At 37.8% G+C, this 23,738-nt stretch carries 19 protein-coding genes; all 19 read right to left on the bottom strand.

What is annotated here, in order from left to right; translation table 11 throughout:
• Positions 1-7: 7 nt before the first annotated feature.
• Positions 8-703 carry an HAD family hydrolase gene (locus BN3004_RS03695; RefSeq protein ID WP_058259915.1) on the bottom strand — a complete coding sequence of 232 codons (696 nt, stop codon included), beginning with the start codon at positions 701-703 and terminating at the stop codon, positions 8-10.
• Positions 693-2,099: a CehA/McbA family metallohydrolase gene (locus BN3004_RS03690; RefSeq protein WP_058259914.1), complete on the bottom strand. Its 1,407-nt coding sequence runs from the start codon at positions 2,097-2,099 to the stop codon at positions 693-695. Before BN3004_RS03690 ends, BN3004_RS03695 begins: the two co-directional genes overlap by 11 nt.
• A 55-nt stretch (positions 2,100-2,154) precedes the next feature.
• Entirely contained in the window at positions 2,155-3,510 is a 1,356-nt protein-coding gene (locus BN3004_RS03685) for an ABC transporter substrate-binding protein (RefSeq protein WP_058259913.1), read from the bottom strand.
• 24 nt (positions 3,511-3,534) lie between these two features.
• Positions 3,535-4,362, bottom strand: a complete 828-nt coding sequence (locus tag BN3004_RS03680; RefSeq protein WP_058259912.1) for a carbohydrate ABC transporter permease — start codon at positions 4,360-4,362, stop codon at positions 3,535-3,537.
• Between the two features lie 5 nt (positions 4,363-4,367).
• Entirely contained in the window at positions 4,368-5,300 is a 933-nt protein-coding gene (locus BN3004_RS03675; RefSeq protein ID WP_082244070.1) for a carbohydrate ABC transporter permease, read from the bottom strand.
• Entirely contained in the window at positions 5,287-6,399 is a 1,113-nt protein-coding gene (locus BN3004_RS03670) for an ABC transporter ATP-binding protein (protein WP_349267119.1), read from the bottom strand. Before BN3004_RS03670 ends, BN3004_RS03675 begins: the two co-directional genes overlap by 14 nt.
• 170 nt (positions 6,400-6,569) lie before the next feature.
• The gene (locus BN3004_RS03665; protein WP_058259910.1) at positions 6,570-9,968 is read right to left on the bottom strand and encodes an S-layer homology domain-containing protein; all 3,399 of its coding nucleotides are present in this window, start codon (positions 9,966-9,968) and stop codon (positions 6,570-6,572) included.
• A gap of 281 nt (positions 9,969-10,249) precedes the next feature.
• Positions 10,250-10,711, bottom strand: a complete 462-nt coding sequence (locus BN3004_RS03660) for a rhodanese-like domain-containing protein (RefSeq protein WP_058259909.1) — start codon at positions 10,709-10,711, stop codon at positions 10,250-10,252.
• A 98-nt stretch (positions 10,712-10,809) separates the two neighbouring features.
• Positions 10,810-11,286: a 2-C-methyl-D-erythritol 2,4-cyclodiphosphate synthase gene (gene ispF, locus BN3004_RS03655; protein WP_058259908.1), complete on the bottom strand. Its 477-nt coding sequence runs from the start codon at positions 11,284-11,286 to the stop codon at positions 10,810-10,812.
• A complete protein-coding gene (gene ispD, locus BN3004_RS03650; protein ID WP_058259907.1) occupies positions 11,286-12,014 on the bottom strand; it encodes a 2-C-methyl-D-erythritol 4-phosphate cytidylyltransferase in 729 nt (242 codons plus the stop codon). Before ispD ends, ispF begins: the two co-directional genes overlap by 1 nt.
• A gap of 13 nt (positions 12,015-12,027) precedes the next feature.
• Positions 12,028-13,092, bottom strand: coding sequence for a PIN/TRAM domain-containing protein (locus BN3004_RS03645; RefSeq protein WP_058259906.1), 1,065 nt, complete (start codon positions 13,090-13,092; stop codon positions 12,028-12,030).
• An 8-nt stretch (positions 13,093-13,100) separates the two neighbouring features.
• Positions 13,101-13,577 carry a CarD family transcriptional regulator gene (locus BN3004_RS03640; protein ID WP_058259905.1) on the bottom strand — a complete coding sequence of 159 codons (477 nt, stop codon included), beginning with the start codon at positions 13,575-13,577 and terminating at the stop codon, positions 13,101-13,103.
• Between the two features lie 182 nt (positions 13,578-13,759).
• Positions 13,760-15,121 carry a DNA repair protein RadA gene (gene radA / locus BN3004_RS03635; protein WP_058259904.1) on the bottom strand — a complete coding sequence of 454 codons (1,362 nt, stop codon included), beginning with the start codon at positions 15,119-15,121 and terminating at the stop codon, positions 13,760-13,762.
• On the bottom strand, positions 15,090-17,564 hold the full coding sequence (locus tag BN3004_RS03630) for an ATP-dependent Clp protease ATP-binding subunit (RefSeq protein WP_058259903.1): 2,475 nt from the start codon (positions 17,562-17,564) through the stop codon (positions 15,090-15,092). The genes radA and BN3004_RS03630 overlap by 32 nt, the downstream gene beginning before the upstream one ends.
• 26 nt (positions 17,565-17,590) lie before the next feature.
• Complete coding sequence (locus BN3004_RS03625) at positions 17,591-18,631, bottom strand: hypothetical protein (protein ID WP_058259902.1); 1,041 nt, start codon at positions 18,629-18,631, stop codon at positions 17,591-17,593.
• A complete protein-coding gene (locus BN3004_RS03620; RefSeq protein ID WP_058259901.1) occupies positions 18,603-19,166 on the bottom strand; it encodes a UvrB/UvrC motif-containing protein in 564 nt (187 codons plus the stop codon). The genes BN3004_RS03625 and BN3004_RS03620 overlap by 29 nt, the downstream gene beginning before the upstream one ends.
• A gap of 4 nt (positions 19,167-19,170) precedes the next feature.
• Positions 19,171-19,629, bottom strand: a complete 459-nt coding sequence (locus BN3004_RS03615; RefSeq protein WP_058259900.1) for a CtsR family transcriptional regulator — start codon at positions 19,627-19,629, stop codon at positions 19,171-19,173.
• Between the two features lie 597 nt (positions 19,630-20,226).
• Entirely contained in the window at positions 20,227-22,296 is a 2,070-nt protein-coding gene (fusA, locus tag BN3004_RS03610; RefSeq protein WP_058259899.1) for an elongation factor G, read from the bottom strand.
• 190 nt (positions 22,297-22,486) lie between these two features.
• Positions 22,487-23,650 carry an amidohydrolase gene (locus BN3004_RS03605; RefSeq protein WP_058259898.1) on the bottom strand — a complete coding sequence of 388 codons (1,164 nt, stop codon included), beginning with the start codon at positions 23,648-23,650 and terminating at the stop codon, positions 22,487-22,489.
• Positions 23,651-23,738: the final 88 nt, after the last annotated feature.

Raw genomic sequence — 23,738 nt, 5'->3', positions numbered from 1 at the left:
TATTTACTTATCTTAATACATTTATTAAATCAAGTGGCGTATCCAAAACAATATCCGCATCCTTCATAAGCATCTCTTTTGTACCTACGCCGCACGTGACGCCAACAGCAAGCCCAGCTACTTTACCTAGCTCTAGATCTATTAGTGAGTCACCTACAACGGCTACTTCTTTTCTACTTAGCCCAAAGTCTTTACAAAAAGCATCTAATGATGATGGATCTGATTTATTTGGATAAAAATCAGCTGCTGCTAAAAAATCAATTTCATCAAAAACGCCAAGCATCTCAAAACTTAGTTTCGCTTGCTTAAAGCTATCAGCTGTTATGACAGCTACTTTGATATCAAGTTTCTTTAGCTCGTCAAAACACTTTTTAACGTCGCACGTCCCCACAATCAATTCTGGATGCTTAGCTAAGTAAGCTAAAAAGAAATCACTTATCTCTTTATCAAGAGCTTCTTTACTCTTGTCAACATATTTACTAAATACTTCTGCTAAATCAGCTATAGTGCCTGAGGCAAATATAGAATTTTCTCTAATGCTGTGGTCTTCATTCACTCCTACTACCTGTCTTATCTCTATCTTATCAGCTTCACCAAGCTCATAATAATCAAAGAGCTCTTCTAAACTAAGCCTCCAAATGTCAGTAAATTTTAAAAGCGTTCCGTCTTTATCAAATATTACGCCCTTTATATTATTTTTCATTTGACATCTTCTCCATCAAATCGCCCCAGACTTTCATCTCGTGCTCCTTAGTCTTTCTATTGAAGAAAATTGGATTAGTGTATCCATAAAGGTTTCCTTCTTCGTCCCAAACATCTACTCTTATCCAGTGGTAAGCGCTGTCTATTTCAATATTGAACATCGACTCTTTAGCCTTTTCATCTTTAACGCACTCGCCATCGATTATCCAAGATATATGAAGAGCTGATGAATGAAAATTGTTTTCGAGTAACTCCGCTCTTAAGCTTGCTCTTCCAGTGAAGTTTTCATTTTCTCTTGCTAAGCCATTGGCACTAAGCTTTATCTCCTTTGATCTAGTCACAGACACTTCTCCAGCCAGCATCGCGTCTTTAAGAGCTTCGGCTGTGTTCTCTTTTGCGTAAACTATGGCTTTTGGGTCTCCTAAAAGCGATGGATATGCTGAACCCTCATATTTTTCTTCTGGAAGTAAGTGTGAATCGCTTCCGCCTATGGATATGACTCTGTAGCCATCGTTTAATAAGTAGCTCCAAGCCCTTATAGCGTCTTTTATTGCCTTTTTAGATGTCATATATGTCGGATCGTTGATCACTTCCATAAACGTGATTAAATCAAGCGGAAATGATTTTGCATGAAAGTCCCACGGCGGCATACATGGATGGTTCACTGTAATCAGTGAGTAGTCCTTTGCCTCTTTGATTATCCTTACAAGTGCTTCTTCGTCTTCAATCTCATATATTGCATGCTCTGCAAATGGCGTTTTTTCTGCAAATAATAAGTTGATGTGACCAAGGCTAGATGTTATCTCTATACCCGGGTACACTTTTAAGCCTTCACGCTTTGGCCATGTGTAGTGATAGACATTGTGATCCGTAGGCACAAAGAAGTCTAGTCCTTGCTTTATCGCCATATCATTATTGGCTTCTCTAGACATTTTACCGTCTGAATATATGGTGTGAGTGTGGAAGTCCGCAGCATAAGAAGTTTTCTTTGGTCCATCGTCCATCATCTTTATGCTATCAAATAAATTTACTTCATTAAAGCTATTTTCTTCACTATCTAAATCTCCTTCATAAATTTCAAGACTGATATCATCTGCGTCACACTTATTTAGAACGCCATATTCAAGACTCCAAACGCCCTTAGCTATATTAGGCTTAAAGCTTTGGCAGCAAGGCGAACAGCTAGATTGGATAATAGCTATACGCCTTTCCCCATTTTCTTTCGCAGCTATTATCTGTGCATAAAGCTTCTTATCTGGAGCGAAAATGTAGGCGCTAAAAAACTGTTTGTTATTGCTCCACTTAATTGTTAGGGCCTTGATATCTTTATCAACAGTGAAATTTACTACGTCATAAGCCTTATTTAACTTTATATCTAAGAATTTTTCTCTTTGCATATATACCTCTCATTAAAAAATAAGCGCCTCATATAGAGACGCCCAAATTATAATCTTACTTATTTAGTACTTCATCAAGTGCTTTTTGAGCTACTTTTTGTGCTTCGTCAAGTGCTTCCTTAGCTGGAACGTTTTGTAATTCAACTTTATCTGCAGCTATCTTTAAAGCGTCTATGATTTGTCCCTTAGTTGGGTCTACAAACACTGGTGTAGCTGTAAGTGCTTGTTCATATGGTACCTTTGCATATGGACTTTCTTCTGTAAATTTCTTATATTCATCGATATCCATAGTGCTCTTTCTAACAGGTATATAACCAATCTTCATTGACCACTTAGCAGATATTTCAGGACTTGTGAAGTATGCTATCCATTCATAAGCAGCTTTCTTTTGTTCTTCTGATACAGCTTCTGGAACTAATAAGCTGTGTGCGCCTGCTTGAGCTTTACCATTTTTATCATGTAATGATGGTTGAGGAATTGAGTCGATCTTTGTGAAATCAAGGTCGCCCTTATCTCCTGATGAACCAGTATAGCTCATTGCAGTACCATTCATAACGTTATCGATAGTTCTGTACCAATATTCCCAGCCTTGTCCGCCTGATTCAATCTTAGTAGTTTTATCGTCAAAAATTTGCTTTCTAACAAAGTCCCAAGCCTCAACCCATTCAGGCGAGTTGATAGTTACTGTCTTACCATCTTCTGACAATACAGTTCCGCCATTGCTATAAGCAATATCTGATAGGTTATCTGGACCCCACATAACTAGGTGACCCCAGTCAGCTATGCCTTTTTCTTGCATAGTCTTTGATGCTTCGAAGACTTTGTCCCAAGATGAATATACATCTTGAGGATCTAATCCAGCTTTTTCAAGTAAATCTTTTCTATAGTAAATAACTTGAGTTGTGCCATAAGCAGGGAAAGCATATACTTTGCCATCGATTTGATCTGGCTTCATGAATACATCTAGATAATCATCAAGAGGTGTTCTTTCGTCGATATATGGTGTTAAGTCAGCCAATAGACCCGCTTCACCCATTTCTTTAATCTTGCTACCTATGAAAACTGCTGGTGCTTGATTAGCTGCAATAGCTGCTTGAACCTTTTGATAAGTTTCGTCGTAGTCGGCTTGTTGAACGCCTGTTACCTTTACCTTGTCTTGTGAATTGTTAAAATCATTAATAATTTCTTCCATAGTTTCTCCAGCTACAGAGCCTAATCCATACCAGAATTGAATTTCAACCGGCTTATCGCTAGCTGTTTCATCTTTCTTTTCTTCGCTCTTTGACTCATTTGCTTCAGCGCTTGTAGTCTTATCTCCTTCGTCCATAGCTTCCTTAGCAGCTGGTGAACACGCTGTAAATACTAGTGATAATACTAAAAGTATTACAGCTAAACTTCTTAATTTTTTCATTTTTTTCCTCCTATAATGATAATTTTAGCCTTTTATGCCGTTGTCACTGATGCCTTTGATAAACCACTTTTGTAATACTAAAAATAATATTAATAGTGGAAGTACCGCTATTGCATTAGCTGCCATGAGCATAGGTAGGTTTTGAGTGAAATTTCCTCTTGAATTAAAGAATATATTTAAGCCAACGCTTATTAGATAATTCTTTTTGCTGTTAGTTATAAGTGATGGCCACATGTAGTTATTGTACATCGCCACGAACTGAATTAAAGCAGTTGTAAGTATTGTAGACTTTGCTACTGGTACCAAAACTCTCCAAAGTATCTGCCAGTTATTTGCTCCGTCCATCTCAGCCGCTTCGATAAGCTCCTTTGGTATGGATGAAAATGTTTGATAAATCATATATATGGCAAAGACGCTCGCCGCGTTTGATATTACGATGCCAGTTAGTGTATCTATTAAATTCATCTTAGCAAGTATTACATAGCTCGGTACATAAGTCGCCGCAGCTGGCAGCATATACGTCAATAGTATTGCCCCAAATAAAACTTTCTTTCCCTTGAACTTAAAGCGTGACAAGCCATATCCCATGAGTATAGACGTTAGCATTTGAAGCACAACTATCGCGATGGATGTGATTATACTGTTAAAAATATATAGGTCAAATGGTGCTTGCTCTAAAACGCCTCTAAAATTTCTTAAGTCAAAGAATTCTGGAGCTAATTTCATCGGCTCTCTGATTATGCTTTCCGCACTTTTAAACGAGTTTGAAAACATCCATAAAAGTGGGAAGAAAGTAATAATACTTACTATTGTGACTATTATTATATTTACTAATTTTACTTGTTTTTTCATCTTTATCACCTATTTGCGAACTTCTTTTGCAAGATAAACATAAGTCCAGCGAGTATACCAGTAATGACGACCATAATCATGGTTACCGTTGTCGCCTTACCCATGTTGAATTGCTCGAAGGCCATTTGATAGAATAAATAAAGCAATGTTCTTGTTGATCCTGCTGGGCCACCACGTGTTAGTACACTGATTTGATCGTAGGCTTGTATTGAGTTAATTAGGCTTATAACCGCTAAGAACAGCGTTGTCTTTGCTGTCATCGGCATATAGATGTACTTTATCTTTTGCCAAACACTTGAGCCTTCTAGGTCATACGCTTCGAATAAATCCTTTGGTATCTTGCTGATGGCGTCTGCGTAATAAAGCATGCACCAGCCCGATGTCTTCCATACGGTTACTATCATTACAGCGATGAGCGCTGTGTTTGAGTCTGTTAGCCAGTTTGGTCCACTTATGCCAAAAATAGCTAGCCCTCTATTGATAAGGCCGATATCTGGTCTAAACATCCAGCTCCATACTATAGACATAGCAACCATCGGCGTAATCCATGGTGCGAATAAAAAGCCTTGTATAAGCTCTTTGCCGCGTCTAAATTTATCTATGAGTATTGCCATCAAAAAGCCAAAGATAAGTGTCGGAACTACTGTTCCTAGACCGAATAACAAAGTATTTTTAAGTGCTTGCCAAAAGGCATCGCTACTAAGTATGTCCTTGTAGTTTTGTGCGCCAACTACATTAAATGTCGGGCTGATATAGTCCCAATCTGTAAAACTTAGTAAGAATGACGCTATCATTGGGATGAACCAAAATACCAAAAGCGGTATTAGTGGCAAAACTATATAGACAAGAAAGCCTGAAAATCTTATACTTTTTATTCCACGAACTCTTTTTGCTTTGCTTTTATCTTTTGCTTTGCTTACTTCTCTACTTAGCTCCATCTATTGCCTCCCAGAAAATTCTGTTTTCTGTCTTAGCATCAAATAACAAGATATTTTCTGTCACAAATGCAATATGTATCTCGCTTTTTGACTCGATATCAAGCTTTGCATCTGCTCTAAGAGTTATCTCGTCTCCATCTAGCTCGCCATGTATATGGTAATCTGCTCCTAATAGCTCTACCATCTTAATCTTTAGTGCAAAATCATCTTCATTATCAGTAATTCTAATGTGCTCAGGCCTAATGCCCATGACTACGTCTTTATTGTCAACATTAGAATAATTTGCAAGAGCCCTTCCTTTGCTATTATAAAGTTTTCCGTATCTAATTTTTCCTTTGATAAAATTCATTGGCGGTGCTCCTAAAAAGCCCGCAACAAAGACATTGCTAGGGTTTTCATAAAGCTCCTTTGGAGTTCCAACTTGCTGAATCACGCCATCTTTTAAACAAACTATCCTTGTAGCCATAGTCATAGCCTCTGTTTGATCGTGAGTTACGTATATAACAGTTGAGCCAAGCTCCCTTTGTAGCTCAACAAGCTCTTCTCTCATGTGTATTCTAAGCTTAGCATCAAGGTTCGATAGAGGCTCATCCATTAAAAAGATTTCAGCGTCTCTAACTATGGCCCTGCCTAAAGCTACCCTTTGCTTTTGTCCGCCTGATAGCTCAACCGGCTTTCTCTTTAGGTACTCAGTTAAACCAAGCTTTTCGGCAGTTTCTCTAATACTTTTATCTCTAATATCCTTGTCAACGCCACGAATCTTTAGCCCAAAACCAATATTGTCATAAACATTTAAGTGTGGGTATAGAGCATAATTTTGAAATACCATTGCAGTGCCTCTGTCTTTTGGTGCTACCTCGTTCATTCTCTTGCCATCGATTAGTAGCTCACCCTCACTAATATCTTCAAGTCCAGCTATCATCCTAAGCGTTGTGGACTTTCCGCAGCCTGATGGTCCAACAAAGACTATGAACTCTTTGTCTTCTACTTCAAGATTAAAGTCTTTAACAGCGTTATCGATTCCATTCTCATACTTTTTATATACATGTCTTAAAGAAATCTTACTCATACATCCTCCTAAATAATTTTCATATCTCAATTACTTGTTTATGATACATGAGTTTTGTTAATGTTGTATGTGCAATATGTTAAGTGTGAGTAAAGTATTTAGTTTTTATTTAATATAATTTTACAAAAAATACCCTCCTTACTCGTTCATCAAGTAAAGAGGGTAAATATTAATTTTGCTTAGCTATATCTTATTAAAAATTAATTGTTTAATGCAAACTCAACTATCTTATCAATCGCGTATGCAAAATCAGTACGACTAACTTCTTTATCGTATCCAAGTTTGCCATCTTGATCGACTTCTAACAATCCTTTTCTAACTACGTCTATAACTGCATCGTGGCTCCATGCTGGTAGATAGCTATATGCGCTATAGTCAACGTCAACAGTATTAGGCATATTTATATTATATAGTTTAAGTAGTCCTTCAAGCATAACGGCTAATTCTTGTCTACTTACTTTTTTCATAGGCTTGAATGATCCGTCTGGGTATCCTGCTACAATACCATGTGTCATTGCCCACTTAACTGAATTGAAGTACCAGTCTTTCATCATTATATCTTTTGCGCTCATATTTGTGTTTATAAACTTATCTCTTGATATTCTCATGAAGACTGCAGCTACCATGGCTCTTGTAACTGTTGTATTTGGCATGAACTTATCTTTTTTAATACCCGCTAAAACGCCTCTTGAAGCAAGATTGATGATGGCATCTCTTCTTCTTTCATTGACTATGTCTGTAAAATTAACTGGCAAGACTTTATCAGGTACTTCTATTGGACTAAGTTTTGTTTTTTCTATAGGTTTTGTATTTGTTTCAATAGTCTTTGTTTCTTCTTTATAATCTTCTTTTTTCTCTGTTCTTGGTCTTCTTGGTCTATAGTTGTGCTCATCTCTATTATCAGGTTCATATGTCGGTATAATTATAGTATTGTCTTTATCAGGATTTGGTTCTGGTTGTGGGGTTGGATTTGGTTCTATTGTATTTTCTTTAATCAGTACATTGTTTGATGTATAATTTAATGTATATCCGTTAGGAAGGACTCTTTCTAGTTTAATAGTAAATTCTTTATCATAAGCAAAGCTTGCTGAATGATTTTCATCTAAAGCTATATCTTTTCCATCTTGTACAAGTTTTCCTGTGTATTCATCATTGCCACCGCTTGATATACTTATTGTGTCTCCATTTATGCTTGCTGTGAAATTAGCTGGGTCCATGCTGGCTTGCCAAGAAAGTTTTGTATTATTATCTTCTTTGTATGAGTATTCTTGATAAGCAGCTTGATCTTCGCTTGTAAAAGCATCAACTATATCAAGAATTGATTTATCTGCTAAGGATAAACCGCCTTGAACAGCTTCTATAGCAAGTATTTTATCTAGATCTAGTACATTTTTTGCTCCATCTGCTGTAATGTCAAATTTCATAAATTTTAATTTTGTAAGTGTATCTTTTACGCTCTTTCCTATCTTCATATTAATCGCCATTTTGATAAGTGAAGCATCTTTTCCAGACTCACTAGTATCTAATACTTCAACAAGTTCTGGATCGTAATCTAAACCATCTACAAAATTATCGACTACTTCAGAAAGTGGTCCATTAACTTGCCTTAATATATCTCCAAGTGCTCCATCTTTTTCTATCTTATTATATGCTTCTTGAATTTCAGTACTAAGCTTTTCGTTTCCTGCCAAGTGAGAAAGATAAGCATAATTTGCTAAATCTTGAACTGTAACTTTATCGGTTACTTTGGCTTTTAATAGTGGTCCAGCTAGTTTTTTAACATAGCCCTTTAATAAATCTTCGTCTTTTAATTTATTATTAATCTTAGTCAATAGTTCTTCTACCAATTTTGCTAAATTATCTTTTGTAATTGTTACTTTAGCATTAATTTCTCTATCTCTACCCATAAGCTTATAATAAATTTTAGCATTTAGCTTTAATTTGTCGTTATCTTCTATATGTGCTTCAAAAGTATTTCTTTCATCCATTTCTTTAACTTTTTCTGCTAGCATAGGTATTATAACTGGCTCTAAATTATCCCATAAATAAGCACTAAGCTTTTCATGTCTTTTTGCTGGATCAGGTTCGTTCTCAATTAGTCCAGTTATTGATTTACTTAGATCACCCGACAAGTTTTTATAAAGCTCACTTGTAAACAAAGCTCCACTTGCACCAACAATTAAGTCTTTGTTAATTACTGTGCCCTTAGCAAACTCCGTTAAATCCGTAATATTTTTTTGACTTCCATCTGAATCTGTATAAGTAACATTTTTGATTAGTTCTGTCTTAACATCTAAGTCATGTCCTGGATTTTCTGTAGCTATTGCATTGTTTAGCTCAAGATGACGTATAGGACAAGGGTAAGTAACTGTTGAACCTGTTTCTATATCATATATTGTATTTCCGTCTCTACTTACAAGCTTAGCAATATCTTGAGCATGCATATGACCAGTAAATACATAAGAAACGCCTAAATCAGCAAAGGCTTCTGCAGGCCTTTTACCATCGTAGCACTTTTCGTCCCATTCATTTAATAAGTATTCTTTAAGTAGTTCTGGTTCTTTTACAAAGTGTAGTATATAACCGTGATGGCTTATTAAAAATACAACGTCATTTCTCTTTTTAGCTTCTATAACTTGTTTTTTAGCCCATTGATATAGGTTTTCTCCCATAGTACCAGCTGTGATATGAGAGTCTTCACCGTTAGGAGTAACGTCAGCAGTGTTTATGGATGTATCTATGCCTATAACAGTAAGTCCGCTTTTGCCTTCAATTGATCCAGCTAGATCAATATGCTTTGCATATGATGAAGAGCCGTGTCCTTCAGCTACATCTTGATGACTAGCCATATAGCTCTTGTATTCTTCTGAGTTTATATATAGCTCTGCGTCTTCGTATAATGACTTGTACATGCTATTAAACATTGTATGCGTAGTTAGTCCTGCAAGCTTTGCCGTGTCAGTGTCTTTATTATAAGTTGTAAAGTCATATCCATCGTAGTTATTAATGTCGTGGTTACCTGGTATTACAAAGTATGCAGCCTTTTTGCCTTGAGCTTCTCTTCCACTCTTCCAAGCTTCAAGCTTTTCGCTTACATACTTATGAGATTGTACTTCGCCATCCTTAGTTAAGTCGCCAGGTATCATTATGATTTCTGAATCATTTTCTTCTGCTAGTCTTATAGCTTCGTCAAAAATGCCTTGGCTTTGTGTAAACAATTTTCTATCTGCATGCATAGCTCTTGTATAAGCAGGATTATCTGCAATAAGCTCATTCGGCAAGACGTGTATATCTGACATAAGAGATATCTTAACGCTTCCTTTGCTTATTTCTTGTGTAAACTTAATATCTTCTGTGCGATTAACAGCATCAGAGGTGTTGTTAGGATTGCTTTTTAGCTCAGCTACTTCATTAGAAGTTTTTGAACTAGCATCTTCACCAAATAAGACGATTGCTTCATCAGCATTTTCGCTGCTAGTATCGCCGCTATTTAGTACGATAGCTTCATTGGCATTTTCTGCTATGACTCCATTGAGTGGAGAGATGAACATAAGTATCGCCATAAGTAGCAACAATGTTCTTTTAAATAAATTTTTCATTTTTACCTCCAGTTTATAAATATTTTCTACGAGACTTATTCTATAAGATAAATATTATAGGAAGAATATATAGATGTAAAAATAATATAAATTTTCAGAAGATAAATATTTTTTACCATATTTATAAGTACAATTGAATTTTTATTTACTATTTACAAAGAAATACCCTCCTTACTCATTCATCAAGTAAAGAGGGTAGATATAATAAAATCTTATTAGTATTAATAAATTTTCGTACTAAAAAAGAGCGATCACTCGCTCTTCTTCATTTGTTTTTAATACTATTCAGTTACTAAATCGTATTCGTAGTTTTTAACGCCGTCAGCGTTAACAACGTCTGTGTAACCAGCTGCTAATAGAGCGTCTTGAGCTTCTCCAGATTTTTTACCAGAGTTGCAATATAAAACGATCTTTTTATCTTTGTCAGCGTCTAGAACTGATGCATCGTTCTTGATGTCATCTAAAGGAATATTCTTTGCGTCTTTGATGTGACCTGCAGCGTATTCTTCAGCGCTTCTTACGTCAACGATAACGTATTTACCTTCTTGTTCAGCGTCTGCTTGTAGTGCTACTACTTCGTCACCTGTCATAGTTGCTTTTTCTCCTGTTTGAACGCTATCAGCTTGGTCTGCTGGTACGCTTTCTGTTCCTTGATCTGCTGGTTTGTTTTCTGCTGGCTTTGAGCAAGCTACTAGTGAAAATGCTAATACAAGCACTAAAGCTAATGATAATAATTTTTTCATCTGTATTACCTCCTTAAAATTTTACCATAGATATTATACCACTTTTAAGCGTGATTGTAACTTTTTTTAATCTTATCTTAATAAAATGCTAATAAATACTACTTTAGTAGTATGGTGCTTGCTATACAGCTTACCCCTTCTTCTCTTCCTTCGAAGCCTAATTTTTCTGTAGTTGTAGCTTTTACGCTCACCCTGTCAATACTTAGCTCAAGATCTTTGGCAATATTTTCTCTCATCCCTTCTATATATGGTCTTAGCTTTGGCCTTTGCATAATGACAGTCGCGTCTATATTTGAAATGCTGTAGCCCTCTTCCTTAACCATGGCATAGACCCTTCTAAGAAGTACTCTTGAGTCGATATCAAGGTAGGCATCACTTGTGTCAGGAAAGTGATAACCTATATCTCCCTTCGCCATAGCGCCTAAGATGGCGTCCATAATCGCGTGTATAAGAACATCTGCATCGCTGTGACCAAGCAGCCCCTTTTCATGCTCTATCTTTACTCCGCCAAGTATTAAATCTCTGCCTTCGACTAGCTTATGCACGTCATAGCCATTACCAATTCTGATATCCATTAGAATGCACCTGTGCTTTTAAGCCTTTGCTTCCAGTTCGTATTGAAGATCTCTGCTATAACTAAGTCTTCTGGCGTAGTGATCTTGATATTGTCGTAGTGGCCTTCAAGCATCTTTACCTCAACTCCAGCAAATTCAACGAGTGCCGAGTCGTCTGTTGCTAATATATTTTCTTTTATAGCGTGTTCGTAGCCCTTAAGCAAAATTTCTTTCTTAAAGCATTGTGGGCTTTGAGCTTGCCACAAAAGCGACCTCTTTGGCGTATGATGAACTGTGTCGTCTTCGTTAACTGACTTGATTGTGTCCTTAACCTTGACACCTACAACGCAAGCATCGCAGCCAAGAACTGTTTCAACAGCTTTGTTAATGGTTTCAGTTCTGATAAAAGGTCTCGCTCCATCGTGTGTTAAGACTATATCAGAATTAATGCTTATGGCTTTGATCCCGTTATATACTGAATCCTGTCTCTCCTTACCGCCTTTAACAATGTTAACTACTTTAGTAAATTTATATCTGTTCACAATTTCTTTTCTTGTGTAATCTATCTCGTCTTCTTTACAGACAATAATTATCTCGTCGATGTACTTTGATCTTTCAAACTTTTCTATGGTATGAACAAGTATTGGCTTGTCATTTATTCGCAGAAAAGCTTTGTTGACCTTTGAACCCATCCTGTTACTCATGCCTGCAGCGGCAATTATAACTGAGACAAAGTTATTCTCTATCATAAATTTCCTCCAACTATTCTTTAATCTTAGCAAACATCATCTTGCCAGCAGCTGTTTGAAGCACTGTTGTTATCTCGACTTTGAGTTTTTCGCCTATCCTCTTCTTAGCTTCTTCGACAACTATCATCGTGCCATCAGAAAGATAAGCAAGACCTTGGTTCTTTTCCTTACCTGCTCTAACTATCTCAACTACAAGCTCTTCGCTTGGTAATATGACTGGCTTAACCGCATTGGCAAGTTCGTTGATATTAAGGACTTCTATGCCTCTAACTTGGGCAACCTTGTTTAGGTTGTAGTCGTTAGTAAGGACTTTTGCGTCCATCATAGCGGCTAGTTCAAGTATCTTGTCATCAATCTCTTCGACTGTGTCAATCTTTTCGTTTGATATTTCAATATCAACTATTGCTTCGTTTTGCATTTGCTTAAGTATGTCCAGACCGCGTCTACCTCTTTTTCTTCTTTGATCGTCCGCCGAATCAGCTATGTGCTGAAGTTCTTGCAAGACAAAATTAGGTATTACTAAAGTACCTTCAATAAAACCCGAGCTAGCGATGTCTTTAATCCTACCATCTATTATAACAGATGTGTCAAGAATTTTGTATAGATTTGTATCTTTTTTCTTTGATTTTTTTACTGTGCTCTTTTGAGTAAATTTCTCTCCAATATTTGAAATGTCCTTTCTTCTAGTCGTAACTATAATACCAATATATGGAAATAGTATATAGAATATAACGGACAAAACTGGTCCAAGTACTGGTATACCTATGTTCATAGCGAGCTGCGATAGCAAAAACGCTATGACTAGCCCAAGTAATAATCCTGCTAATCCTAAGATAAGGTCCAAGCTAGTGAACCTTCTTAGCTCGATCTCAACCCTGTCACCAACATTAATAAGTCGTGTAAATATAGTATCTGACAATAAATAAAAAATAATTGCAAATAAAATGGATAAAAATACCGATACATAGATACTATAATTATGAAATGTTGGTACAAGGCTGATGGCCAATAAACTTACGCCGTAGCCTGCTGCTCCGCCTATGAGGAGCATGACGACTTTCATAATTTTTTTAAACATTTTTCCTCCTACTCTACTGCCTCGTAGATAATCTTGTCTATTTCTTCGTATGATTTGCCGGAAGAGAGTATCATTTCACTCATCAAAATGTTCTTTGTGTCGTGAAGTATCTTTTTTTCTCCGGTCGAAAGATTTCTCTTATCATCCAAGCTCTTTAGGTTACGGTAAACTTTAGCAACTTCGAAGATGTCTCCTTCCTTCAAAATCGCAGTATTATCCCTAACTCTCTTGTTCCAGTTAGTGCTCATCTTTGTCGGTTCTTCCTTTAATACTTCAACTACATCTTTTAACTTTTCTTTCTCAATGATTGATCTTATCCCTCTTTTTTCTGCATTTTTAACAGGTATCATAACCTTCATAGCACCTATAGGTATCTTAACAACAAAATACTCTTCACTCTTGCCTAGAATGTTTTTCTTTTCTATGTCGACTATGATGCCCGCTCCATGCATTGGATAACAAACCATATCTCCTACTTCATACATACTTCTCGCCTCCCTTTTCCTTAGATGATAATCTCATACTTATAGTATATTGTATCACAGTTCGGCTAAAAAGTAAAGTTTTATGATATCATATTATATAATCTTTGTCAAGCCTTTTATAGATTTTTTTTCTTAAATTGCCGAAGGCAATTGCAAGGTTCACGTCCGCAAGGACGGGGTTCTTATTCTTTAAGTGCATCTATTAAGGAAGAGCATTTAATTAGCTCTAATTTTGTGAACTTTGTCGATAGTTTTGCTTCGCTACTAATTATTGCTTTTTTATAGCCCATGCGTTCGGCTTCTTTAAGTCTTCTCTCAAGCTGAGGCACTTTTTTAAGTTCGCCCGTTAAGGATATGTCAGCAATATAGACTGTGTCTGAGCTTAAGACCTTATTCACTAGCTGTGAATATATTGCCGCGATTAAAGCAAGATTCGATGCGTCTTCCTTAAGCTTGAGTCCTCCCATGGACTTGATTACGACGTTTTTATCAAACATATCAACGTTTAATCTCTTTTCCATGATTGAAAGTAGTGTATTTAGTTTTTCTCTTGACATATTCTCGCTTATACGCGATGGATATGGTGTATATGACTTCGTTACAAGGGCTTCGACCTCAAGTATAACTGGTCTAGTCCCTTCCATATTTACAGTTATGGCACTGCCAGGGAAATTGTTTTCCTTCCTTGACGAAACAAAGTACTCGCTCGGATTGTCGATCGATACAAGGCCCCTCTCTTGCATATTCATAAAGCCCATCTCGCCTGTAGCTCCATAACGATTTTTGCTCGCGACAATGGTTCTTAAGGAATCGTTTTGATAAGTATCCATAACTAGAACGGTATCTACAAGGTGCTCTAGTGTTCTAACGCCTCTTAATTCATCATCTTTAGTCATTTGACCCACGATAAAAACTATACGAGGCCTTTGTATATTTTTTGCAAGATTAACTAATTCATAAGCACACTCAACTGTTTGTGTTGGTGAGGCAGGTCTTGATGGCTTGTACTCATCAAGCTCAACAGTTTGTATCGAGTCAACGACTACCATGTCCGCGTCGACCCTAAGGACTTCTTCCTTAATATTGTCAAGGCTCATATCGCTTATGATGTATAGATCATCCTCGATAGTATCAAGTATCCTATCTGCCCTTTGCTTGATTTGGCTCTCGGACTCTTCGCCTGAAGCGTATAAGACCTTAAGGCCTTTTTTGCACGCGTCGTTCGCTATTTGCAAAAGAAGTGTACTTTTGCCGGCGCCCGGCTTAGCTGTAAGTATTGTAACCGAGTCCTTAACTATGCCCTCGCCCATAACTCTGTTAAACTCTTCGAAGCTCGTCTTAAGCCTATCCGAGTTTGACGAAGTGACAGTCTTTAGCTGCATTGCCTTGCTTCTTACGATTTTTTCTTTTTTTACTGCTTTTTTTGTATCCTCCAAAACTTCCTTAAGGCTGCCCCAAGAACCACACTCGGGGCACTTGCCTAAGTAGCCGCTGGATTCGTAGCCGCACTCGCTACACTTGTACAAGCTCTTCTTCTTTGCCATTTTTAAATTCCAATTCCTTACCATTGTAATAGATAGTGATGCTCTTATCCTTAGAAACATTATTTTTCAAAATTTCTTCAGATAATCTATCCTCTATCATCTTCTTAAATGTTCTCTCTAAAGGTCTTGCCCCATATTCAAGGTCAAAGCCCTTCTTAGCAATCTCGTCTTCAACAGACTTGTCAATCTCGATATTTAGGCCCATCTCCTTAAGTTTTGCCTTAAGGTCTTCCGCCATCAAGTGAACGATTTTTTCTATATCATTTTCTTTTAGTTGATTAAATACAACGATGTCGTCGACCCTGTTTAAAAACTCTGGTCTAAATGTCTTCTTAAGCTCTTCGTTAGCAATCTCGGAAATTTTCTTCTTTTCGCTTCTTTCTTCGCTTGATGTATCGCCAAAACCATAAGTATTTTGCTTTTTGAATCTACTTGCACCGACATTACTAGTCATGATGATGACAGCGTTTTTGAAGTCTACAGTCCTGCCCTTTGAGTCAGTTAATCTGCCATCGTCAAGAAGCTGTAGTAGTGCATTAAACACATCTGGATGTGCTTTTTCAATCTCGTCGAATAAAACTACTGAAAATGGCTTCTTTCTAATCGCTTCAGTTAGCTGTCCGCCTTCATCGTAGCCAACGTAGCCTGGTGGCGAACCTATAAGTTTAGATACGCTGTACTTTTCCATGTACTCACTCATGTCTATACGTATCATAGCGTTTTCGTCGTTAAATAGGCTCTCTGCAAGCGCTTTGGCAAGATAAGTTTTGCCGACACCAGTTGGTCCAACAAAGATAAAACTGCCTATCGGCTTGTTCTTGTCCTTTAAGCCGACCCTCGCCCTCTTTATCGAGTGGCTAAGCACATCTATTGCCTCGTCTTGACCTATGACTCTTGATTTTAGCTTCTTATCTAAGTTTAGTAGCTTTTCCTTTTCCTCTTCGCTAAGCTTTTCAACAGGGATGCCAGTCCATTTCGAGACAACTCTTGCGATATCATCAAAGCCTATCTTCATGCTGTTTAGCTCTGACTTTTGCTTCCACTCAATTCTGTCTAGGTCCATCTTGTCCTTAAGCTCGCGCTCCTTGTCCCTTAGCTGAGCTGCCTTTTCAAAGTCTTGTGCCTGTATCGCCTGAATCTTTTCAGATGCAATCTCTTTTAGCTCGTCCTCTATCTCCTTAAGTGATAGTGGCCTAACATAATTTTTCATTCTAACAAGTGATTGCGCCTCGTCAATTAGGTCTATGGCCTTGTCTGGCAAATATCTATCTGATATATATCTCTTTGATAATGTCACAGCCGCCTCGATGGCTTCGTGCGAGATTAATACCCTGTGATGCGCTTCGTATTTATCTTTAAGACCTTCTATAATCTTTATAGCATCTTCTTCACTAGGCTCTTCCACCATGATGGTTTGAAGCCTTCTTTCAAGAGCCGCGTCCTTTTCAACATATTTTCTGTATTCATCAACAGTAGTCGCGCCAATGATTTGTATCTCGCCTCTTGTAAGGTATGGTTTTAGTATGTTTGACGCATCAAGCGAACCTTCTGACGAGCCCGCTCCTACTATAGTATGAATTTCATCTATAAATAGAATTACGTCGTCTCTTTCTCTAAGCTCTTCAAGTAAATTCTTGATTCTGCTCTCAAACTCGCCCCTGTACTTTGATCCAGCGATTAGGCTAGTTAAGTCAAGGGAGAATATCTTCTTATCTCTGATAATCTCGGGAACGTTTCCTGAAACAATTCTTTGAGCTAGACCTTCGGCGATGGCTGTCTTGCCGACACCTGGTTCACCGATTAGAACAGGATTGTTCTTCGTCCTTCTCATTAGTATTTGTATAAGTCTCTCAATTTCAGACGCTCTGCCAATTACAGGATCTATCTTATCCTTTATAGCAAGCTCATTTAAGTCCAAGGTGTATTTTTGAAGCGCTTCGCCATCATCAGCGGCATCTTCATCAAAGCCGTCCTCGTCTTGGAAGCCGCCTTGATTAAAGCTTCTTAGGCTATTTAGGTAGCCTGAAAGAGCCGAAAGAACCCTCTCTCTATCTACACCAAATCTCTCCAAGATAATGGAAACAGGCGCTTCGTTCATCTTCACTATTGAATAAAGTATGTGTTCAGTCGTTACAATTGGAGCTCCTGCTTGGTTCGCCATCTTGATGGACTCCTCTATCACATATTTCAAACTTGCTGAATAATATATATCCTCTGGCTTTTTCACGTCAAGCACAGATAGTTTTTCCACCATTTCTCTAAGAGCTTCCATTTCGAGGCCGTTTTGCCTCAAAATTTCAGACGCCTTAGTCGTGTTTGCGCTTAAAATGCCAATCAAAACGTGAGAAGGATCAACTTCGCTTTTAAACATCCTTCTAGCTTCTTCTTCGGCTATTTGAAATGAGAATCTTGCATTTCTAGTAAATCTTCCAAAAACTGCCATATTTATCTCCTTTCTTATATATAAATCTATAAATTATTTTCTTCTTCCTTAATATCCTTGTCAATAAATTTTACCTTGCCTAGCTTTTCCCTAAGTATAGTCGCTCTCTTTTGGTCAATTTCTGACTTATTGCTAATAAAGTAAGTATACTCGATAGCTTCAGGCGTTATCATTTGGTAAAGAGCCGCGTCGATGCTTACATCAGCTGGCTCAAGTAAGTCCATGCTCCTTGCGAACATCAGGTTCGATAGGTAGATAAGTGCCTCGTCGTAGCTGATAAGGCTCGCCACCTTAATCATCTCCAAAGCCTTCATAATTCTATCCTTCATCAAGATATAATTTTGCTCAAGGTACCTGCGTCTATTTTCATTCTCGTAAACAATTACATTTTGGTCAGTCAGCATGGAAAGCTTTTTAAACGACTCGATATTAGTAAACTTGTTTACATTAGCGTCCAAGATGTAGATGTCCTCTATCTTAGAGCCATTTGGCCCCACAAGCGGTGTAAGCCTAATCTTAGACATATCATCGCTTTTTAGCTCATCCTTGTTAAACTCGTCCCTTCTATAAAGATGAACGATTTTGGCTATGCTTATGCCATTGCCAATGTTAACGGGGTCGCTCGTAAGATAACCGTAGTTTTCGTCAAATTGGAACTCGATTGACTTATCAAGCTCACGCTCCACGTCTATGGCGATGTCAACTAGCTCGTCAGCGCTTGCCGTTCCCAGAACTCTGATCTCAATATGGTCATTGTTATTTATAACTATGGCGATGGACTTGTCCTCATCAAGCAAAAGCTTCGTTCTTGTGATATTCTCTTTCACTGACTCATCCATAAAACCCTTAGCTAAAAAGTACTCAAACTTTTCCTTATCCATATTTGATACTTCATAAAGCATAAAACTGTAGCTAGTGTTTTTTAAAGCTTCCAAAACCATATTCAAAATCTCGTTAAGCTTAGACCACATCAGCATGTCAGGGTACTTGTAGCCCTTGATGTTCCTCTTTAAAGAAACAATCGTGTTTAGTATATATTTATTGTAAATTGTCATTGATTTCGCCATCTTCCACCTTCTCCTTCGTGGACTTCGCCTTGATCTCGTCCCTAAGCTCAGCAGCTCTCTCGTAGTTTTCGTCTTGTATTGCGGCTTCTAGCTCCTTCTTAAGAGATATGATCTCCATGTGCATAGGATTTGCGTCCATATACCTCTTTGGTAGTAGGCCCTCATAAGTTTTTTCTCCTCTTAGAGAGTTCAAAATCGGTCTGATCTCGTAGGCAAAAGTCTTGTAGCACTCCTCGCAGCCAAGCGTTCTGTTCTTGTTGAAATCACTGAACTTCATGTGGCAGTTAGGGCACTCCTTTTCCTCGAACTCATAAGTTTCGAACGAGCCAAATAGCTTTTGCAAGCCCTCAAAAAGGCTCCTTATATCGCTTTCATTTATATTCATATCCGTATATTCTCCATATTCTCCTTGATTCATTTCGTTAAAGTCCTTTAGCGCACATTCAGTGCATAAGTGTTTTTCAATAATTTCGCCGTCCAATATCAGCTTTAAATTAATCATCGCTTCATTCTTGTTGCATTCATCGCATAACATTTTACTACCCCCTTTTCAGTAAAACCAATAGGATGTTCTTTAATATATCACTTCTAAGTGCATTTCTCTTGTCTATGTCAATGGCAAGAGCCCTATCGTCAATCGAAGCAAGTATTATCTCCTTCTCATCCCTTGTAATGATCTCGTCATCACAAAGCTTTCTGATGATGTCGTGAGCTTCTTTTATGGTGATGCTATCGCCAATGGCGTCCATGAGTATCTCTTTGTATGCGTCTTCATCCTCTAAAAGATCAAGCTTCTCGATCTTGATATAGCCGCCCTCGCCCCTTCTCGACTGAATGTAGTAACCAAAGTGAGGCGCAAACCTTGTCGTCAAGACATAGTTGATTTGACTTGGCGAACAGTTGAATCTAACGGCAATGTCGCTTCTTTTGATAAGTATGCTGCCGCCTTCTTCTTCAATTAAATTGTTTAAAAAATATTGTATTTCATCGCTTAACATATTCTCACCTTTGACCTTCTTTGACTATTATAACATAAATACCCAAGATTGACAATGGATAAACATTAAGTGTAACTATTTTGTATAAATTTCTATTAGAATTGTGAATGGACTTGTATAAAAAAAAGAAAAACACATGAGAATTAACCCATGTGTTTCTCTAAGAGAATAAGAACCCGACCCTATCTCAACGCTTCGCGTTGGATGGGTGCCCCGGAACCTTGCAATTGCCTTCGGCAATTTAAAATATGAAAACCTTATATACTTTTTTTAACTTATCACAAATTAAATAAACCTTGGCACTTCGTGCTTGAAAAATATATAAAGAAAAACACACAAGTAAAACCTGTGTGTTTCTCTAAGAGAAAAAGAACCACACCCACCAACGAAGCTAAAGCATACACAATAAGAAAGACGTACCTTAATCAGTACGTCCTCCTTAAGAGAATAAATATGAAAAATATATTATTTGTGTATGCTTTTTTTAGCTTCGGGTGGGTCCCGTGAACCTTGCCATCGCTTTCAGCGATGTAAAATAGAAGAACCCCGTCCTTACGGACGTGAACCTTGGCACTCCGTGCTTGAAAAATATTTTATTTATTTATTTTTTTCTGCGTTGGCTGCTTCTATAATCTTATTTGCTTGGTCTTGTGGTACTTCTTCGTATCTTACAAAGTCCATTTGGAAGGAGCCTCTTGCTTGTGTCATCGCTCTTAGGTCTATTGCGTATCTAAACATTTCTGAATGAGGTACTTCTGCTGTGATTACTTGTGTACCGTCATCTTGTGAGTCTATACCTAAAATTCTGCCTCTACGTTTGTTCATATCGCCCATAACGTCGCCTAAGTAGCTTTCTGGTACTTTTATTTCTGCCTTAACTATAGGTTCAAGAAGGATTGGTTTTGCTTCTTGCATACCCTTCTTAAATGCCAATTGTGCAGCGATCTTGAACGCCATTTCGTTTGAGTCAACGTCGTGGTATGATCCATCGTATAATGTTGCCTTAACATGTACTACTGGGTATCCTGCTAAAACGCCATGTTCAAGCGATTCTCTAAGACCTTTTTCAACTGCTGGGAAGAAGTTCTTTGGAACTGCTCCACCAAATACTTCTTCAGCAAATACAAAGTCATCTCCATCATGTGGTTCAAATCTTACCCAAACGTCACCGTATTGACCAGCGCCGCCTGATTGTTTTTTGTGCTTACCTTGAACTTCAGCCTTTTGTCTAATAGTTTCTCTGTAAGCAATCTTTGGATCGTCAAGTTCAATCTCAACGCCAAATGTGTTTTTCAATTTATCTTTAATAACTGTTAATTGCATGTTACCTTGACCACCAATTAAAAGTTCCTTAGTCTCATGATTTCTAATTACTTCAAATGTTGGGTCTTCCGCAGTCATCTTGTTAAGCGCAACGCCTATCTTTTCGTCTTCGCCTTGCTTTACAGGTCTTACCGACATATATAGAGTTGGCTTTGGATACCTAATTCTCTCGAATATAACAGGATGAGCCTTGTCGCATAGCGTATCGCCAGTGCGAGCGTGTTCAAGTTTACTCGTAGCACCGATATCTCCTGCGATGATGCTATCAGTATCGATTTGAGTCTTACCTCTTAAGTAGAATAATCCGCCAAGCTTTTCATCTACTTCTTGACTTGCATTGTATAATGGTGTAGATTTAGTAATCTTACCAGATATAACTTTGAATAATGATAACTTTCCTACGAATGGGTCAACTATAGTCTTGAAAACAACTGCCGAGAATGGTTCGTTTTCATCAACTTTTCTCAATTCTTCTTTATCTTCCCATGTGCCAGTGTATGCGCCTACTTCGTTTGGAGCAGGGAAATATCTTTGAATCTTATGAAGAAGTAGTTCCATGCCTATGCCTTTTTCAACACTACCTACCATAAGTATAGTTAATTCACCATTTCTAACAGCTTGCTTTATACCTTCTTTAAATTCAGCATCAGTAAAGGCTTCACCTGCAAAATACTTTTCCATAAGCTCTTCAGATGTTTCAGCAACGACTTCGTTTAACTCGCCTCTAAGCTTTTCAATATAGCCATCCCACTCAGCTGGAACAGGAATTTCAGTTCTCTTTCTACCTTCATAGCTGTAAGCCTTGTCTTGAATTAAGTCAACCATGCCCTTAAAGCCTTCAGCTTCGCCAATAGGCATAACTAGTGGAACTATATGGCCACCAAGTTTTGTTTTTATATCTTCCAAAACTTCGTCGAATTTAACATTTTCCTTATCCATCTTATTTAAGAAGATAAATCTTGGTGTATGATATTTATTTAAGTTCTTCCACGCTTTTTCAGTTCCTACTTCAACGCCTGCTTGCGCGTCAATAACTAGTATAGAGCCTTCTGACGCTCTCTTTGCACCGTACATCTCACCAATGAAGTCGAAGTAACCAGGTGTATCAAGGAAATTGTATTTAACATCATTATATTCTACAGGAATAACCTTTGTATTGATAGAAACCTTTCTTTGTATCTCTTCTTTGGAAAAGTCTCCAACAGTATTTCCGTCTTCAACCTTACCCATCCTAGAGATAGCTCCTGTTGCGTATAAAAGTGATTCAACTAGCATAGTTTTACCACTACTACTGTGTCCCAAAAGGGATACGTTTCTGATTTTGCTTGCATCGTAAGCCTTCATATTTTTTCCTCCTCATATAAATATAGTTATTTTATCGATTTACTTTATAAAAGCGTTATATGTAAAAAAATTTAGCGTGAAGATAATAATTTCTTCACAAAAATATTATAACACATATAGATTTTTTTTGCAATGATTTTATCAAGATGATACGCGAAAAGTTTAAAGAGACTAAAAAAAGAAGAGTTCATCACTCTTCTTTCATCTCCTCATACGCTAGACCTATGGCCTTGTAGAAGAACTCTAAATCTTCCTCGTCAAAGTCAAATGTATCGCTGTGGTGCGGCCCCTTTAAATTCGTTCCCAGCATCATGTGCATGGCTGGAACGCCGCGGCTCTTAAGCTTCTTAAGATAAAAAGTCACATCTTCACTCGCGCCAAAGCTTGGCATTCTATGAGTCTTTATCTCATTTGCCTTAAGTTTTTCAATCACTCTATCAATTAGTTCATAGTTCTCTTCCTTATATGCATTTGCCTTTGCAAGCACCTTCATCTCGTAGCTCGCGCCCTTCGCCTCAGATACGCATCTTGCAATCTTCTCCATAGAAGAAAGCATCTCATCCATCGCCTCGTCGCTATCCGTTCTAAGGTCCATACCCAAAGTAATTTTATCCATGATAGCATTTCTTTGGCCGCCGCCATTTATAATACCGATGTTTATAAATTTTTTGCTATGAGCATCAATTGTAAGATCCTTTATCATATCTATAAAAGCCATGGCAATAGTAAGAGCGCTGATCCCCTTTTCAGGAGCGTTTGCTGCGTGCGCCGCCTTTCCGAAAAAGCTCATATCAAGCTTGGTAGTTGCCAAAAAATCAGTCGTTCCAACACCAATGTAGCCCTTTTCCTCGCCTAAACCAATGTGATATGATAAAAATCCACCCACATCCTCTGTAATAAAGTCCGCCATGCTTCTTGCGCCGCGAACCCCTTCTTCTGCAGGTTGAAATAGTACACGAGCCGATTCTCCAGACTTACTAAAGCGCTCGCATAAGCTAAGTGCCAAGGCTATGTGTCCGTCGTGACCACAGGCGTGCATATTGCCATTAGTCGAGGCAAAGCCAAAGGTGTTCGGTAAATGCGTTATATCACTCGTCTCCTTTATCTTGAGCCCGTCGATATCAGCTCTGAATAAAAAGTACGGAGCCGCGCCAAACTCAGCCATCACCCCAGTGAAGCCTTTATCGATGTCGCTCATCTTACTCTCGGCGCCCTTTTCGTAAAGCGCCCTGCCATAATAAAGTTTACAATTAAAATTTTCAAGTATTTTAATGATCTCCTTAGTCGTCTGAATCTCTTCAAAGCCGAGCTCGGGGATTTTGTGAAAAAATCTTCTATATAAAACTAAATCCATCTTATCACCTACTAGCTAAATCTTACATCAAGAGCCGCGTTTTGTCAAGCTTGACAAATTGCTGTAGATGTAGTAATATATTCATGTT

The sequence above is a fragment of the Fenollaria timonensis genome (genome assembly GCF_001457835.1).
Taxonomy (GTDB): domain Bacteria; phylum Bacillota; class Clostridia; order Tissierellales; family Peptoniphilaceae; genus Fenollaria; species Fenollaria timonensis.
This window is presented reverse-complemented; position numbering and strand designations above follow the sequence as displayed.